Annotated in this window: 16 protein-coding genes and 4 pseudogenes; 11 read left to right on the top strand and 9 right to left on the bottom strand. The window is 41.0% G+C overall.

The window, feature by feature from the left end:
- Positions 1-242: 242 nt before the first annotated feature.
- From BO26_RS05530 to BO26_RS24805, 3 genes and pseudogenes are all read left to right on the top strand, one after another.
- Positions 243-650 carry a hypothetical protein gene (locus tag BO26_RS05530; protein WP_236637345.1) on the top strand — a complete coding sequence of 136 codons (408 nt, stop codon included), beginning with the start codon at positions 243-245 and terminating at the stop codon, positions 648-650.
- The gene (locus tag BO26_RS05525) at positions 647-1,141 is read left to right on the top strand and encodes a hypothetical protein (RefSeq protein WP_036769716.1); all 495 of its coding nucleotides are present in this window, start codon (positions 647-649) and stop codon (positions 1,139-1,141) included. Before BO26_RS05530 ends, BO26_RS05525 begins: the two co-directional genes overlap by 4 nt.
- A 145-nt stretch (positions 1,142-1,286) precedes the next feature.
- Positions 1,287-1,619 (top strand): annotated as a pseudogene (locus BO26_RS24805) (FtsX-like permease family protein); the annotation flags it as partial.
- 49 nt (positions 1,620-1,668) lie between these two features.
- Here the strand turns inward: BO26_RS24805 and BO26_RS23405 are convergent.
- Positions 1,669-1,755: pseudogene (locus BO26_RS23405) on the bottom strand (IS200/IS605 family transposase); the annotation flags it as partial.
- Here BO26_RS23405 and BO26_RS21930 point away from each other — a divergent pair.
- A pseudogene (locus BO26_RS21930) lies at positions 1,751-1,879 on the top strand (RNA-guided endonuclease TnpB family protein); the annotation flags it as partial. The pseudogenes BO26_RS23405 and BO26_RS21930 sit on opposite strands and share 5 nt — an antisense overlap.
- A gap of 147 nt (positions 1,880-2,026) precedes the next feature.
- Here the strand turns inward: BO26_RS21930 and BO26_RS05515 are convergent.
- The 5 genes from BO26_RS05515 to dapA all read right to left on the bottom strand — a co-directional run bounded on the left by BO26_RS05515 (position 2,027) and on the right by dapA (position 8,825).
- A complete protein-coding gene (locus BO26_RS05515) occupies positions 2,027-3,670 on the bottom strand; it encodes an ATP-binding cassette domain-containing protein (protein ID WP_036769711.1) in 1,644 nt (547 codons plus the stop codon).
- Positions 3,667-5,382 carry an ABC transporter ATP-binding protein gene (locus tag BO26_RS05510; protein WP_236637344.1) on the bottom strand — a complete coding sequence of 572 codons (1,716 nt, stop codon included), beginning with the start codon at positions 5,380-5,382 and terminating at the stop codon, positions 3,667-3,669. Before BO26_RS05510 ends, BO26_RS05515 begins: the two co-directional genes overlap by 4 nt.
- A gap of 671 nt (positions 5,383-6,053) precedes the next feature.
- Positions 6,054-6,767, bottom strand: coding sequence for a phosphoribosylaminoimidazolesuccinocarboxamide synthase (purC, locus tag BO26_RS05505; protein WP_036769706.1), 714 nt, complete (start codon positions 6,765-6,767; stop codon positions 6,054-6,056).
- 92 nt (positions 6,768-6,859) lie between these two features.
- On the bottom strand, positions 6,860-7,909 hold the full coding sequence (bamC, locus tag BO26_RS05500) for an outer membrane protein assembly factor BamC (RefSeq protein ID WP_036769704.1): 1,050 nt from the start codon (positions 7,907-7,909) through the stop codon (positions 6,860-6,862).
- 16 nt (positions 7,910-7,925) lie between these two features.
- On the bottom strand, positions 7,926-8,825 hold the full coding sequence (dapA, locus tag BO26_RS05495) for a 4-hydroxy-tetrahydrodipicolinate synthase (RefSeq protein WP_036769701.1): 900 nt from the start codon (positions 8,823-8,825) through the stop codon (positions 7,926-7,928).
- A gap of 255 nt (positions 8,826-9,080) precedes the next feature.
- On the opposite strand from dapA, the gene BO26_RS05490 reads away from it, so the two are divergent.
- Complete coding sequence (locus BO26_RS05490; RefSeq protein ID WP_036769699.1) at positions 9,081-9,626, top strand: glycine cleavage system transcriptional repressor; 546 nt, start codon at positions 9,081-9,083, stop codon at positions 9,624-9,626.
- Between the two features lie 26 nt (positions 9,627-9,652).
- A complete protein-coding gene (bcp, locus tag BO26_RS05485) occupies positions 9,653-10,123 on the top strand; it encodes a thioredoxin-dependent thiol peroxidase (protein WP_036769697.1) in 471 nt (156 codons plus the stop codon).
- 158 nt (positions 10,124-10,281) lie between these two features.
- Here the strand turns inward: bcp and BO26_RS05480 are convergent, their stop codons facing one another.
- A complete protein-coding gene (locus BO26_RS05480) occupies positions 10,282-11,361 on the bottom strand; it encodes an AI-2E family transporter (protein WP_036769695.1) in 1,080 nt (359 codons plus the stop codon).
- Between the two features lie 138 nt (positions 11,362-11,499).
- Here BO26_RS05480 and bepA point away from each other — a divergent pair, with 138 nt between their 5' ends.
- Both bepA and arsC read left to right on the top strand, forming a co-directional pair.
- Positions 11,500-12,963, top strand: a complete 1,464-nt coding sequence (gene bepA / locus BO26_RS05475; protein WP_036769693.1) for a beta-barrel assembly-enhancing protease — start codon at positions 11,500-11,502, stop codon at positions 12,961-12,963.
- A 9-nt stretch (positions 12,964-12,972) separates the two neighbouring features.
- Positions 12,973-13,329 carry an arsenate reductase (glutaredoxin) gene (gene arsC, locus BO26_RS05470; protein ID WP_036769691.1) on the top strand — a complete coding sequence of 119 codons (357 nt, stop codon included), beginning with the start codon at positions 12,973-12,975 and terminating at the stop codon, positions 13,327-13,329.
- Between the two features lie 39 nt (positions 13,330-13,368).
- Here arsC and hda read toward each other — a convergent pair whose 3' ends face one another.
- Positions 13,369-14,076: a DnaA inactivator Hda gene (gene hda / locus BO26_RS05465; protein WP_036769868.1), complete on the bottom strand. Its 708-nt coding sequence runs from the start codon at positions 14,074-14,076 to the stop codon at positions 13,369-13,371.
- A gap of 437 nt (positions 14,077-14,513) precedes the next feature.
- Between hda and BO26_RS05460 the strand changes: the two genes are divergently transcribed.
- The 3 genes and pseudogenes from BO26_RS05460 (at position 14,514) to BO26_RS05450 (ending at position 16,193) form a co-directional block, all read left to right on the top strand.
- Complete coding sequence (locus BO26_RS05460; protein WP_036769689.1) at positions 14,514-14,819, top strand: PTS sugar transporter subunit IIB; 306 nt, start codon at positions 14,514-14,516, stop codon at positions 14,817-14,819.
- Positions 14,820-14,849: 30 nt separating this feature from the next.
- Positions 14,850-15,317 (top strand): annotated as a pseudogene (locus BO26_RS05455) (PTS transporter subunit EIIC); the annotation flags it as partial.
- A gap of 300 nt (positions 15,318-15,617) precedes the next feature.
- Positions 15,618-16,193, top strand: a complete 576-nt coding sequence (locus BO26_RS05450) for a recombinase family protein (protein ID WP_036769688.1) — start codon at positions 15,618-15,620, stop codon at positions 16,191-16,193.
- Between the two features lie 92 nt (positions 16,194-16,285).
- On the opposite strand, the gene BO26_RS05445 is transcribed toward BO26_RS05450, so the two are convergent.
- Positions 16,286-16,607, bottom strand: a 322-nt coding sequence (locus BO26_RS05445) for a baseplate complex protein (RefSeq protein WP_036769686.1), incomplete at its 5' end; no start/stop codon positions are given.

The raw sequence follows: 16,607 nt of genomic DNA, 5'->3' as shown, positions 1-16,607 counted from the left end.
GATCAGAATCTGAATTACAAACATCACTATGATCCATATTTGTAAGCCAGAAATTTTTATCGAATAAGGTGGTATACCCAATAGATTTCAAATTGCAGCGCGGCGACAAGTGAATGCATCCCTAGGATACATAGATAACGATGTAATTGGGTAAATGAAAATAACTAACAAAACAGCAAATTGAAAGATGAAAGGTATAACACTCAGTAAAAAAAGAATTCCGTTAACTTATAAAGGAACGAATGATGAAAAGACGCACATTTATTGGTATAGCTGCTGGAGCAGCCATTGACAGTGTCATACCTACCTTTAATGCCGGTACTGATAGCACTCGCCTATTTGGCGTGCCACGTTCATTACTTTCCCCAGGAGAGGTCGAAGAAAATAAGCTGAGACTGTCAATGTCAAATACCAAATTCCCGGTTGAAGTTTGGGAAGAAATTATTACCTGTAACCGATTTTGGGAAACTATCAAACAACAACCTGAAGCAACGGTTAACGTAGCAGCCTATTTAAGGCTGGCAGTACAAACAGCCGTTACTGTATGCATGGCAAATTATCTACCCCAAATTAACCATAGCGACCTTTCAACCAGCACGGCTTCTTTTCATCTTTTTACCAAATTATCTTTAGGAATGGCAGTGGAATGAGCAATATTGTGGGATTAAATCCGGACCTCAAAGTCATATTAATGAACGTCGCCATGTTCGTCCTTATTGCCTTGGTTTTTCTGCCTGTACCATACTGGCTCAATAGCAGTAATCCCAATAAATTGGTGGCCGGCATTACAACCACACTCCTTGTCATCATCACCTTATTTGTGAGCTATCAACTATTATCAAATAAGGCGGTGGTCAAAGAAGGAAAATTACTGATGAAATCTGGAGTATATTCGCACGAATGGACGATTTCCTCATTGCGCCGGGAAGAAGGCGTTTCCCTGAACGACTTTCATCGCAGCAATGGTATACATATTATCCATTATTCATCCGGATACTATCAAAAGAAACGAAACAAATATTTTATTCTACGTACTAGCAAACGTCCTCTGGTGTGCTTTAGCGCAGAAGGTAATATTGGATTATGCATAGATGAATCTGTTTTCGAAAAGATAAAGATCGAGTTGCAAAATAAAATATAGAGTGGAGTAGCAGGATAATGGTTCTCATGTTGAACCCGTTAAGCGCGCTGTTGAGGAACGGTTATCACAATTTAAATGTCAACAAAGCTATGAGATACGTAATACTACGGAATTATTAAAAACGTTGAATGAAACTTAGTCAGAAATTAACCTTTTCCTGCTGTCAATATCATCGGTAACGCTCTTTGTTGCGGGAATTAGTGTTATGAATACCATTTTAATCAGTGTCAGAGAACGTAGAAGAGAGCTTGGTGTACGACTTGCCGTATAAGCAGGTTATTCCGATATTTTCTATCAATTTCTTACCGAGGCATTTTTAATTTCATTATTAATATCGCCATTAGGATTATTATTATCATTTATTGGTTTCGAGATTTTATCACTATTTGATAGTTCCATTGGCTTCTCATTTTATTCGTTTTTATTGGCTTCCTTCTCGGCATGTTTCATTACAATGGTGTTTGGCGTATATCCATCACAGCGCGGACGGGGATATAAGGCGAAAAACCCAAAGGACTTTGGGCTGGCTACTCCGGAGTATTCTGGCCGGCAACGCACTCTTGAAGCGTTTCTATCATTGCACCTCCGGCGCTACAGGCAAAGTACGCACATGATCGTGATATAAACGCAGCGCTCAGCATCCAGCGCAAAAGCATACAGAAATTACAGGCGGCGGGACTCGTCGTTTCTGCCCACGGAGGCCAGCGTAAATCCGTTGCATCGACGGTTGCGGCCTGAGAAGTGGGAAGTCTCACCGTTTGCGGCGGGGAGCCGTCACTCTTATATTGCCTCTGACAAGCATTTAACGTATCGGTATTCCCTTCCGCCACAAACACATTATTAACCTAAAAATATCCCTTATGCAGTACAACTATTTTCCAAGGATCATGCAAACTCCCTCCGCCGTTGAACAGTAACAATATGGTCAGCTTTAGCGAGAAGATCCGCATTGCATGAAACAACAATCCACAAACCGGGCCAACGTTCAGGTAAGGTGGACCATAAGTGGCGAGCCGTAGCTGCATCTAATGATGAATCACAATTATCAACAATATAAACATCAGCAGGACGGCATAACATTCGAGCTAAAGCCAAACGCTGACGCTGACCACCAGACAGTTGCCGGGCGCTACCAGAATTAATGACAGTATCAAGTCCTTCTGGCAGCTCATATGAGCCGGGAGTCATACCTACCGCCTCCAAAACCTGCACCATGATATCATCATCAATATCCGTATCGCCCAATGCGAGATTTTGTCTTACTGTTCCACCAAAAAAACCCGCTTTTTGTCTGGCATATCCAATACGAGGATTCCGCCACCAGTTTTCATTCCCCAAAACTTCCCTATTATTCCAAAGCACACTGCCAGAACTGGACTTCTCCAAACCGATCAAATAACGCAAAAAGGTGGTTTTACCCGCCCCCATCTCACCAACAATTCCAACGACCTGATTAGTTGTCGCTTCAAATGAAACAGGGTGCTGAATATTTGAATACGCAAGATGATTAACACTAAGCTTATGGAGAACCTCACCTTGTTCATATTCTTTTGTGTCTTTTTTATCTGCCAATAGCTGTTTAATACGCTCATAACACACATCAGCATTTTTATAATTAGCAATAGACCGACCAAAGAAAAATATCTGTTCACTAATCCAGCCGATATAAGTCAAAAATAACGCCAGATTACCCACAGTAAAACTGCCATCAACGATTCGTTTACTCACTATCAATAAAACAGCTGACGTTCCGACTATAACAATATTTTTAAACAGGCCAGAAAGAAGGTCAGTAAATACCTGATGTTTAGCTTGAATAGCCCGTCGACTAACAAATTTCTGCGACAACCTCTCAATCTGGCCTTCAATTTTATTGCTAAGGCGCAGATCGCGTATACCCGTTAATACATCAGTAATCTGACCAGCGATATCTCCCTGCGATTGACGTTTACTCTCTTGTAAATTACCTACTTTGCGTTTAAGTATCGCGCCAACCCAGAGACCCACAATCATAGGCATAAGAGCCAACGTGGTTATTGGATCAGTGTTGATAAGCACGACTAATGCGATAATTAAAAGTAATGCTCGGTAGATAAAATCAGAGGTCCAACTCAAAAATTCCGCAATTTCATCACTATCATCACGAATGCGATTCAAAATATCGCCTTGTGAAAAAGCATGCCTCTGATTATGAGAACAATGGCTTACTCCACGTAAAACTCTCTCTTTCAAATAAGCACTTACTTTAAATATCAACGTAAAGTCCAGGCTTAAGCCCATGAAAAGAACTAGTGATCGCAAAACCATTACCGCAATCGCAGAGGAAAGTAACCACCAGACTGTAGGGTTAGTCGGTTCATTTATTGCACTATCCAGTAGTTTACTGATTAAATAACCAATCAATAAAGGAAAACCGTGCATAAGTGTCCATACAAACATTGTGATGAAATAGAGAGGTGCAAATTTTTTCACCAAATCAGTCAATGCCGATAACATCTTAGGTTTAGTTGATACAGTGGATATAGTCATACAATGAGTCCATGATTGCTGGTTAACATTGCGATTTCTGTTTCTGGAACTCGCTGCTTAATCCGCCCATCATCAATAATGATGATTTCATCAACGGCTGAAAGTGTATGAAGACGGTGTGCGACCATCACTACAGTGCGATTGCGGTTTAATTTTCCAAGTAATTTCAGCCAACTTTCTTCAGTCTGAGGATCGAGTTGAGATGTTCCTTCATCAATAATCACCAACGAGCAATGCTGTAACATCACTCTGGCGCCCGCTATCATCTGAATTTCCCCTTCCGACATTATCTGTCCGTTAGTTCCGACTAATGTATCAAGACCATCCGGCAATGCTTTGGCCCATTCAAGCGCATCTAATTCTTGCAGAACATCCCAAATCTGATCGTCAGATATTTCATTGCTGAATAGCGTTAAATTGTCCCGCAACGTTGCAGAGAACAAGTGAGAACGCTGACTCAGGACAGCAATCTTTTTTGCAAATTCGTCAGGTCTAATTGTTGAGACATCAATATTTCCAATTGTCACTCTTCCCGAATCCGGCTGAGCAAATCCACACATCAAATTAAGAATGGTACTTTTCCCTGCTCCCGTTCTCCCGATGATGCCAATTTTGCTCCCCGGAGCAACGTAAAAATTAACGCTATGCAAAACCTGTGTTTCTTCTCCACCATAACTGAAATCCACATTATCGAAATGGATAGAAAGGGGGCCATCAGGCAACAGATTATCTGATGATTTACTTGCAGTACCTTCACTCAGTGTTTTGGCCGCCAGTGATAAAGCAGCAAATAACTTCTGTAGCAACTCTATTTCTTGTGACATGTCTTCCACAGGCTCTCGAAGCTTGTCAACATAGAGATAGACCATTGTTAATGTACCGATACTTATACTATCTTGACCAAGTAATTGAAGCCCAAAGCCAAAACCTATACCGAAGCACAATGCAAAAAAGAGCTGAGTAATTGGCCAGAAAGCCCTGCCGCCAATATAAGCCTTGCGTTCAATTTTGAGTAATACTGACAACATCTTACGAAATGCAACGGAAGGCCAATGGGCCTGAGATAATGGTTGCAAATCATCCATTGCATGGAGTGAATCACCGATAAAACCAAAAATCCTTGCTTTCTCAGTTCGCGCAATTAGCCAACGACGAACAGCAAGTCTGGTTAATTGAATAAGTACATATGCCACCAATATAATAACAATCGCCATAGCAATACCCGCCTGGGGCATAACATTGAATATAATGATTAATGTACCGAGTGCCAGTGCTGAATTACCAATGGCCTTGAAACCAGCTTTAGAAATCGTTTTTCCTATAATATCAGCGTTTCCTTCGACACTTTCCAACAACTCTCCCTGCGATCTTTTTTCTATTTCCAATACGGGTAAAACTGTCATCACATGATGAAAAAGTTTGTATCTAATGGTATCTGCAATACCCCAACCCGCCTTGGTACTCATGTAGCTAGTCACCAAACTACCCATGACACCAATCGAGGCGATGAAAAGATAAATTATTGCCAACATAATAAGCTGATCAGCAGTGGTTCCTGACGTCGCCCTATCGACGTAATTCCTTATAATATAGGGGCCACCTAGATCGCATAATAATGTGACGGTTAAGGCCAAAAAAGCACACATAACCGTTCCCTTAAACGGTATGGCACTACGTAACAGTATCTGCCATGCGGTTAAATTCTTTGACATAATGTTTTCCATCTTTGGGTTATATCACCTCAGTAAAATTAGGGATGTTATTCGTTAACATCAATATATGGATATGCAGCTAATGCCGCCCTCATCAATAACAAATTAATAACAAATCTCTCACAATAACAACATCTTGTTTGCATTTAGAAAAATGCAATTATCGCAAAATATTCACGTTTATCACTACATGATTGAGATCTTTATAAACGCTATCACAAGAAAATAGCCAGAAAATAAAATTTATGTTTTATTCTATATTGTCAATACCTTTTACGGGTTACCCTATATCCAGGTTGGCAAGTATATTGCCAATGGATAACTTATTCCAGACAATCAGTTACAAGTGAAGAAAAAATCGACAAAAAAAACTGATGAATCATCACAATATTCACAAATATATAACAATCACATAAATGTATTTCGGGTTAATTTTGGTTGTTTTCTGTATTTTCTAAACTTTAACCATTCATTGCTAATAAAATGAAAAATTATCCTTATTGAATTAATATCAATTATTTCAAATAAGCTGAATCAATATAAGTTAATTTATATCAACTATTAATCCCATCCGATAATATTAATTACCAAAAACAAAGTGGAAAATTATCACCGGCATCACTTTATACTAGTAAAAAAGGGCCTTTCGGCCCAGGTAATCGTTTGCGTAATTAATCTAAAACAACACCAATACGGTGTGCTACCTCTTCATACGCTTCAATCAAACCACCAAGACTTTGGCGGAAACGGTCTTTATCCATTTTATCCAAAGTCTCTTTATCCCATAAACGACAACCATCGGGAGAAAATTCATCACCCAGAATGACTTGCCCTTTAAATAAACCAAACTCAAGCTTGAAATCAACCAAAATTAAACCAGCATCATCAAACAATTTACTCAATATTTCATTGGCCTTATAGCTCAAACTTTTCATTTCAGCCAGCTGTTCTTTACTCACCCAGCTAAAAGTTTCACAATAGGATTCATTCACCATGGGATCGTGCAGAGCATCATTTTTAAGAAACAGATCAAACAAAGGTGGACTCAATACCAAACCTTCTTCAACCCCAAGGCGTCTGACCAATGAACCCGCTGCCCGGTTACGGATAACACACTCAACGGGCACCATATCCAGCTTTTTCACCAGTACTTCAGTGTCTGATAACAGACGTTCCATTTGCGTTGGAACACCCGCTTCCTCCAGCTTATTCATAATGAAATGATTGAATTTATTATTCACCATCCCTTTGCGGTCAAACTGTTCAATACGTTCCCCATCCAACGCTGATGTATCATTACGGAATTCCAAAATTAGCCGATCTGGATCATCGGTGGTGTATACCGTCTTTGCCTTGCCACGATACAACTCAGCTCTTTTTTGCATCTTACATACTCCCAAATATCAATACGAAAAATAATCATTAGAAATAGCTATAAATAGCAAAGGGGCTTTCGCCCCTTTACTTATATTTATATCTACAATCCTGCTGTCTGGCTGAAAGCGGCTTTTAATACTGCAACCAGTTCATCATTTTGTACCTGAGTCAACGGCTTACCCTTATCGCTAATAAACTGTAAGCTGCTTCGGTTATTCAAATCGCCAACTTGTAATTTATAATCACCTTCGCTGATGGAAGGCTCATTAACACTCATTGATTTCCAATCAGATGCACTAAGATTTTTATAGGTTACAGTGATAGACCCCGTCGAACGGCTACGGCTACCTACTTTCATACCCACTTTTTCCAGCGCTGCCGGCAGCCTGTCCCAAACGACATTATATGGCGCCCGAACAATCATCTGAGGTAATCCAGAAATATCTCCACCACTCTGTACATCTAATGGCCCTGAATTGTGTGCCGCAGTGTTGTCACTCATGCGTTCACGTTGCTGGTTCACACCTTCAATCAGTTCATTAAGCATCAGTGCGTTATAACGCTGAATTTCAACAGGATCAGTTACCTGTTGACCACCTTGTCTCAACCCTTCGTTAGCAACTGATAATTCAATTTGATAGTTCTGGTGTGCAATACTGATCTGATGACGAGTCTGATATGGCACATCTTCATCTGTACGCTGCCATTCAATCCAATCCGTTATCAATGTTTGATTAGCATCATCACGCTGGCTGACTTTGTAACCTTTTTTCAGCAGAACATTATTAATCTGTGACCACAGATTACTGTTCTCAGGGGTGTTTTCAAGTAGCAATTTACTGCTTTTTGCACTGCTTTCAGTACGGGAGCCACTCAACAAAGCCAACGCCTGAGATGGTGGACGAATATCAAGCTCTTTCCCAATCAGTCCCTTAGATATCGTTGGTGGAATATCATATTCACCATTCTGTAATGGCAATATCATACCCGCAGGAACATTCAGTGTTTTCAGAGAAGGTGTTTCAAGATACGCATAATCACCATTGACCTGGCGCTTATAACTTTGGTCGCTGGAACACGCTGCCAGTAACATTGCCAATGACATACCAGCAATCTTCATGACCTTTGATTTTTGCAACAATATTGCCATTAAAATTCCCTAAATTTTACAGTAATCCAGCCGTTCTCAAGGCTTTTTCGACTAAGGCTTTTCCTGCATCTGTCAATGGCGTCATAGGCAGACGCACAGTGTCATCAGCAATCAGACCTAATTTGTGACATCCCCACTTAACTGGAATTGGGTTAGGTTCAACAAATAGCTGATAGTGTAAATCCATCAGACAGTTATTCAGCTTACGCGCTTCTGTAAACTGACCGTTCAATGCCAATTCACAAAGCTTAGCAATTTCAGGTGCTGCAACGTTTGCAGTAACAGAAATTACTCCTTTGCCTCCAAGCTGGATAAAATCCAATCCACTTGCATCATCACCGCTCAATAAGATGAAACTATCATCATTAACCAACTCTTGGATTTGACTAACGCGATTTAAGTTCCCTGTCGCTTCTTTAATTGCAACAATATTTTTAATCTTCGCCAAACGAGCTACAGTTGACGGCAGCAAATCACATCCGGTACGAGAAGGCACATTATACAGAATTTGTGGCAAATCAGTATTTTCAGCGATAGTTTTAAAATGCTGATATAACCCCTCCTGTGAGGGCTTATTATAATAAGGTGTTACCGTCAAGCAACCAACAACACCACTATTTTCAAAACGCTTCGTCAGGGATATCGCTTCAGCAGTCGCATTTGCACCTGTTCCAGCAATTACTGGAATACGTCCGTCGGCCAGTTCAACAGTTGTCAAGACAACATCACCGTGTTCATCGTGACTTAATGTAGCCGATTCTCCCGTTGTTCCTACCGAAACGATAGCCGATGTACCACTGACAACATGGTAATCGACTAATTTTTTCAAACTGGCCTTATCAACATGACCATTTGCATCCATTGGTGTTACCAGCGCAACAATACTGCCTGTGAATTCAAAGCTCCCGCTAGACATTACATACCCCCTATACAAACAAGAACTCCATGGTACTTTCTAGCCATACAGAAGGAAACTATTTAACACCGAATTTCAATGAATTTTGTTAATACCAGAGAACCTTTGTTAAAGAGAAGTGATAATCAAAGTAATTTATTGAAATCTAAAGGTAGGGAATCAGAGTAATAGAACAACTTTGATGCAATTGACCTTGGCAGTATAGCCTTTTTATGTTTACCTTAAATAAACCACAGCAGAGAAGGAAAAGTGACTTTGCCACAATCAGAACAACATTTTTTAGTTATAACCGCCTTAGGTGCTGACCGCCCTGGCATCGTCAATACAATCACTCGTCTGGTGAGTGAATGTGGTTGTAACATTGAAGACAGCCGCCTGGCTATGTTTGGTGAGGAATTCACCTTCATTATGCTGCTTTCTGGTAGCTGGAATGCTATCACCATGATTGAATCAACGCTGCCACAGAAAGGAGCCGAGCTAGATCTTCTTATCGTAATGAAGCGTACAAAGTGTGATTCTCATATAACATTTCCTTCTACGGTTTCTGTCAAAGTTGATGTTGATGATTCCCCCGGTATTGTTGAGCAGTTTACCAATCTGTTTACCACCCAGGATTTTAATATTGCTGAACTGGTATCAAAAACGCAGCCACGAGAAGGTAATATCCCTGCCCGATTACAAATCCAAATTACTGCTCACAGTCTATTAGATGACGATGGCATAATTATTAAGCAAGCGTTTAATAAGCTATGTACAGATCTAAATGCACAAGGCAGTATTAGTATTCTTGAACCACTTTAGTAGAAAGATTAAACGGAGAATACGTGATGAACCCATTGAAAGCCGGTGATAAGGCCCCCCGGTTTAGCCTTCCTGACCAAGATGGAGAAACAATCAATTTATCTGATTTTGAAGGTCAGCGTGTTTTAGTTTATTTTTATCCTAAGGCAATGACTCCAGGCTGTACTGTACAAGCCTGTGGTCTACGCGATGAAATGGATACATTAAAGAAATCAGGTGTTGAAGTTCTGGGTATTAGCACCGATAACCCAAGTAAACTATCGCGCTTTGTAGAGAAAGAAATGTTGAACTTCACACTGTTGTCTGACGAAGATCATCAAGTCGCTGAACAATTTGGTGTCTGGGGCAAAAAACAATTTATGGGGAAAACCTATGATGGTATTCACCGTATTAGTTTCCTAATTGATGCCACAGGTAATATTGAACACGTCTTTGATAAATTTAAGACCAGTGATCACCATCAAATCGTGGTGAATTATCTGAATCAACACTCTTAAGAAAATGGCAAGAACTTAATCGTATTTATCTAACAGCTAAAGATAGTCGGGGCAAGTACGGGAGGGATATTCCCACTCCGTACTTCCCCTAATAGCAGGCAACTGGCATCAATCAATAAGAATAAGTACCAAGATAACTTTCAACATTAAAAGAGGATTCACTCTTTCATCTCACCGTCTTTTGTTATAACCATCTCTTCCGGCCATGCATGAATAACCGCTTTAATCAGCGTCGCCAATGGAATAGCAAAGAATATGCCCCAAAATCCCCATAAGCCACCAAAAGTAATTACAGAAAGAATAATCACCAGAGGATGAAGATTAACTGCTTCAGAAAACAAAATCGGTACCAATAAATTACCATCCAATCCCTGAACAATTAGATAGGCAATAATCAACGTCCAGAAATCTGTTCCTACCCCCCACTGAAACAAAGCAACCAATACGACCGGGATCGTGACAATCAGCGCTCCAACATAGGGAATTAATACTGACAACCCGACCAGGACAGAAAGTAATAATGAATACTCCAATCCAAGAAATGCAAATACAGCATAGGTACAGATACCGACAATAACCATCTCCGTGACTTTACCACGGATATAGTTAGTAATTTGCTGATTCATCTCGCGCCATACCTGCCCGGCTAAAATGCGGTTACGCGGTAAAACCTGTTGTAACGCTTGTAACATTTGGTTTTTATCTTTCAGTAGAAAGAATGCCATCAACGGCACAAGTATCAGATAGATAGCCAGCGTCAGCAAACCAATCAATGAAGCTACTGAGAACTTCACGACAGACTCTCCCGCTGTTGAAATCTTACTACGCAAATTCTCCGCCATCATATCAATGATACCGGCATCAACCAAGGCCGGGTAACGTGTCGGTAATGTCTGGGCATATTCATTAAACCGGTTAAGCATATTAGGTATATCCGACAATAGATTAAGCCCCTGTTGCCATGCAGTGGGTGCCACAATCAAAATGACTAAAGCACTGATCCCAGAAAAAATAATCAGCACAATACAAACAGCAACTGTCCGTGAACACCCCAGTTTCTCAAGCATAGAAGTTGGCCATTCCAGCAAATAGGCAAGGACAATTGCTACCAATAGTGGTGCTAAAATGCCATGTAAGAAATAAATAATACAAAACCCAACTACAAGGATGACAAATAGCGCAATAACTTGCGGATCAGTAAATCGACGACGATACCACTGTATAATCATGTCCAGCATTGACCAGGCTCCTTAATAGCAGTATTCATAATTTCTATTTTTCTTAAAAATTGTACTAATTGGTTAATTTTAAGGTACCCTTGTTCATCATACACGCATTATCTAAAAACAATGGCCAAATGAGATCACTTTTGTTTTATGAAAATAATGTCTAATAAATTTCTGTCAGCAATATTCGTCAGTACACTATTGCTCGCACATCCCCCTGTTCTCAGCGCCTCTATTGAAGATTCGTTACCGGACATAGGTACCACGGCAGGTTCAACCTTGAGTATTAACCAGGAACTAGCAATGGGAGATTTTTACGCCCGCCAGATGCGGGCTAACGCCCCTCTAATTTATGACCCATTATTGATTCAATACATCAATACGCTTGGGCAAAAATTGGTAGCCCATGCGGACTCTGTTAAAACGCCTTTTCATTTCTATCTGGTTAATAACCCAAATATCAACGCCTATGCTTTCTTCGGTGGAAACGTCGTCCTCCATGCGGCACTTTTTCGTTATAGTCGTAATGAAAGTGAACTTGCATCCGTTATAGCTCACGAAATTTCTCACGTTACTCAACGCCATCTGGCTCGAATGATGGAAGATCAGCAGCGTACAGCGCCTCTGGCTTGGGCAGGTACATTAGGCGCCATTCTCTTGCTCATGGCTAACCCACAAGCGGGAATGGCCGCGCTCAGCGGTACTATCGCCGGTGTACAGCAAGGAATGATCAGCTTTACCCAATCCAATGAACAAGAAGCTGACCGCATTGGTATGCAGACGCTCCGCAAGGCTGGTTTTGATCCTCAAGGTATGCCAGATTTTATGCAGATCTTGGCAGATCAAACCCGTTATAGCTCTAAACCACCAGAGATATTACTAACTCACCCGTTACCTGACAGCCGTCTTGCTGATGCCCGTAACCGGGCTAATCAGTATCCCGCAAAGCGTGTTCCACAATCTCAAGATTTTTTATTCGCCAAAGTTCGTATTATCGGAATGTATACCACAGAGCAACGTAGCTATTTGGAGCAAATTTTAGAAAACTATCGTAAAGGTACTGCTAAAGAACAACTTGCCTCAGCTTATGGCAAAGCAATCTTGTTTTCTCAGGATAAAAAATACGCTGAAGCTCGAGCTATTCTGGAACCATTATTGGCGAAACAACCAGATAATATCTGGTTTATTGATATGATGACCGACATCGATATCGAGCAAAATCGGACAGTTCAAGCCATCACTCGATTGCAAAATGCCTTAGAGAAACAAAAAGATAATTTGGTATTGCAGATTAATTTGGCAAATGCACTTATTCGCGCCAGGCAATATCAACAAGCTGAAAAACTGCTTTACCGTTATACGTTCAATAATCCTGATGATCCAAACGGTTGGCACCTGATGGCTGAAGCCGCTGCCCAGCAAGGCAAACGCCATGAAGAATTATCAGCTTACGCGGAAGAAATGGCACTTCGTGGCCAATTTGACAACGCGATTAAATACCTTAGTAGCGCCAGCTCACTGGTAAAATTAGGTAGTTACGATCAAGAACGTTATGATGCCCGTATCGATCAGTTACGTCAGCTACAACAGCGTTACAGTCAATACAAACGTTAAGGAACTCTCATGCAACAGGTAACTATTTATCACAACCCACGCTGCTCCAAAAGCCGTGAAACGTTAGCGCTTATTGAAGAACGGGGTATTAAGCCGCAGGTTATTTTCTATCTAGAGACACCCCCAACTGTAGCGCAATTATCTGCTTTATTAGAACAGCTTGGTTTTAATGATGCGCGCCAGTTGATGCGGACTAAAGAAGATTTATACAAAGAGTTAAATCTGGACGATGAACAACTCGCTCAGAGTGATTTGCTGAAAATAATGGCGGCAAATCCTAAACTGATTGAACGCCCTATTGTTGTTTGTGGTAATAAAGCCAGACTTGGACGCCCGCCGGAACAAGTAAAAGAAATTCTTGACTGAATCAAGTGAATGTGATGATGGTGAAATCACCATCATCATTTACAGGTGCAAGATATCCTTCACAAATGGAATCGTCAGTTTGCGCTGAGCAACTATCGAAGCGTGATCTAACTGGTTCAATGTCATAAACAGTGTTCGCATTTCTCTATCCAATCTCTTCAGTAAGAAACGCCCCACATCTTCCGGCAATTCAAAACCACGTAACTTTGCACGCAATTGCAAAGCCTGTAACTTCTCATCATCGGAAAGTGGTTGTAATTTATAAATTTGTCCCCAATCCAGACGGGAAGCCAAATCAGGCAACATAAGATCAATCTGGCGAGGTGGGCGATCCCCACTGATCAGTAGACAAGTGCGACCAATCTCCAGGATACGATTATAAAGATTAAAAATCGCCATTTCCCACTCTTCATCACCCGCAATACATTCAATATTATCGATACAAACCAGTGATAAGTGTTCCATGCCGTCAAGTACTTCAGGGATAAAATAGGCACGTTTATCCAAAGGAACATAGCCCACGGCTTCATCTTTTAGAGATAATTCAGCGCATGCAGCATGCAATAAGTGGCTTCGCCCCCCACTCTCGCGGGACCAGAAATAAATATAGCTGCCATGCTGCTGATTAATTGCCAATTTGATTGCAGCTAACAGAGTAGCGTTTTCCCCCGGGAAAAAACTGGCAAAAGTTTCGTCATCGGGAAGATATAAAGGTAATGAAAGCTGCGATGGTGTGTTCAGAAGCACCTCAAACAGAGCGGGTAACAAGCACAAATAAGTTTATCATAGAAAATAGTTGTAAATGAACTGTATAGGTAAATAATAAAAAAACAATTTTTAGGATTCAACAAGTTAAATTCGTTTCAGATGCAGTATCTTCTAATGAGGCACAACATTTCACTACAAATAGCTCATATACAGAACAATCTGCAAGTGTCTGTGAAGCAATATGCTCCATAAATTCCAATTTCACAGCGTAGACCGTCTCAGGAATATCTACGTCACAACTTGACACTGTCATTCTATATGCATACAGATGAAGATCACATTTCACCCCTATTCCTAAACATATTATTATCAAGATGAGAACAAAATCCCATCAAATTTAACATAAATTGCTAGTCTTATAAAAAGTGAAGATGCTTCCATTAGCTACTTCATCCCATTAGAAATGAGGCTAAGTCATGAAAAAAATCCTATTGTGTTGTGCCGCCGGCATGTCCACCAGCATGTTGGTACAACGTATGCAAGCAGAAGTAACAAAAAGGGCATTGGACATTGAGATTAAGGCAGTCCCCACTGTTGAATTAAAACACCTGATAGCCGACGCTGACGTTGTTTTACTTGGCCCACAGGTAAAATACCAACTGACCCACTTTACTGCTATTGCCAAAACACTCGGTAAGCCAATAGACGTTATTGACATGATGGATTATGGTGCTCTTCGCGGTGATAAGGTTCTCGATAAGGCATTAAGCCTGTTGGAATAAGCAATTTCATCATCATGCGGAGTAACCCCCATGAATCTTTACGCATCTTTCATGCGTGCCTTAGAGCGCTACATTATCCCGCTTGCCGGGCAAATCGGTAATCAGCGACATATTATTGCAATGCGTGATGGCTTTATCTCAGCCATGCCATTTTTGATCATCGGCAGTATGATGCTAATTATGGCAAACCCACCATTCGATTCACAAACTTCATCCTCATTTGGCCAGGCTTGGTTATCCTTTGCTAAAACTCACTGGGATACCATCACTATGCCTTACTTTATGACGATGGGATTAATGAGTATTTTTGTTTCAGTTGGTACCGCTTATAGCTTAGCGAAATCCTACGGTCTGGACGGGTTAACTTCTGCTTTACTCTCTCTAATGGCATTTTTATTAGCCGCAGCTCCACAGATAGAAAACAAAATAGCCCTCGACTTCCTCGGTGGCACGGGTGTATTTACCTCATTGATCTGCGCTATCTGGTCAGTTGAGCTGTAGCGAGCCGCGTAAATTGAAAAAGCGCGTCATTTAAATTGATAAAATTTCTGCGCCGCGCTTTTTATCAAAACATGTGGTTTATTTAGCCCCTTTTATAGTCAATAATTGACTGCATTTCACTCGTTTCTTTCTACATTCCTACAAACACTCATTTTGAACGTTAATTGATCTAAAAAGCCGTCTGAGTGATCTATACAGATGGAAGCACTGTAAGTCAGCGTGAGGTTTTCCGCACACTCACACATAGAGCTAATTTTGATAAATACAATTTATTCTATGTGCGGCGACGGAATTTACATGTCAAAGATCGGTTATATCCGGGTGTCAACAAATGACCAAAACAGCGATTTACAAAAAAATGCTTTGATGAGTATAAATTGTGAACAAATCTTTGAGGATAAATTAAGTGGAAAAACAACTAACAGACCCGGTTTAAAGCGGGCTTTAAGACAACTTAAAAAAGGAGATACGTTAGTTGTTTGGAAGCTAGATAGACTGGGACGTAGTGTAAAACATCTGGTCGATTTGGTCTCTAATTTAAACGAGAGAGGTATTCACTTTCAGAGTCTGACTGATAGTATTGATACCAGTACAGCTATGGGGAGATTTTTCTTTCACGTCATGAGTGCACTGGCAGAAATGGAACGGGAATTGATAGTTGAAAGGACAATCGCTGGATTAATAGCTGCTCGTGCGCAAGGGAGGATTGGAGGCAGACCGGTAGCATTGTCAGTTGCTGAACAACAACAAGCGGCTAGATTGCTGGTAAAAGGTCACACACGTAAACAGCTATCGCTGATTTACGATGTTTCCCTATCTACTATTTATAAATATTTACCAATAGAGAAAACCAGACAAGAACAGCTAAAATAAATCACATATTTTGATAAAAAGCGCGGCGCAGAAATTTTATCAATTTAAATGACGCGCTTTTTCAATTTACGCGGCTCGCTACAGGGGTTTCATTAACTGCCCCCGATATGATCATTAATCGGTTTTAGAACCTCACGCTCAAACCAGCTTAATTTTTCCGGCTCTTCCCTGGCTGCGGTGCTGCCGCCTTTTCCGGTTTGTTTCCTGGCCGAAACAGTGCCGGCTGCACGGGCATCGCGTTTTTCAGACACCGATAAATGTTCCCGCAGGGTAAAAGTGACCTGCCATGCCTGCTTACCGTCCAGCTTGCTGGCATCAATGGTACTGGTGAAGGTGCCAATGCGAAAATTGATGGCCTGTGCGGTCAGGTTGGCGACCCTGTAGCGTTTCAGGTTGCCGCCATCTTTGGCTTCC

The sequence above is a fragment of the Photorhabdus australis DSM 17609 genome (genome assembly GCF_000711895.1).
GTDB lineage: Bacteria > Pseudomonadota > Gammaproteobacteria > Enterobacterales > Enterobacteriaceae > Photorhabdus > Photorhabdus australis.
Note: the sequence above shows the minus strand (reverse complement) of the source record. Positions and strands in the feature narration are given on the sequence as shown.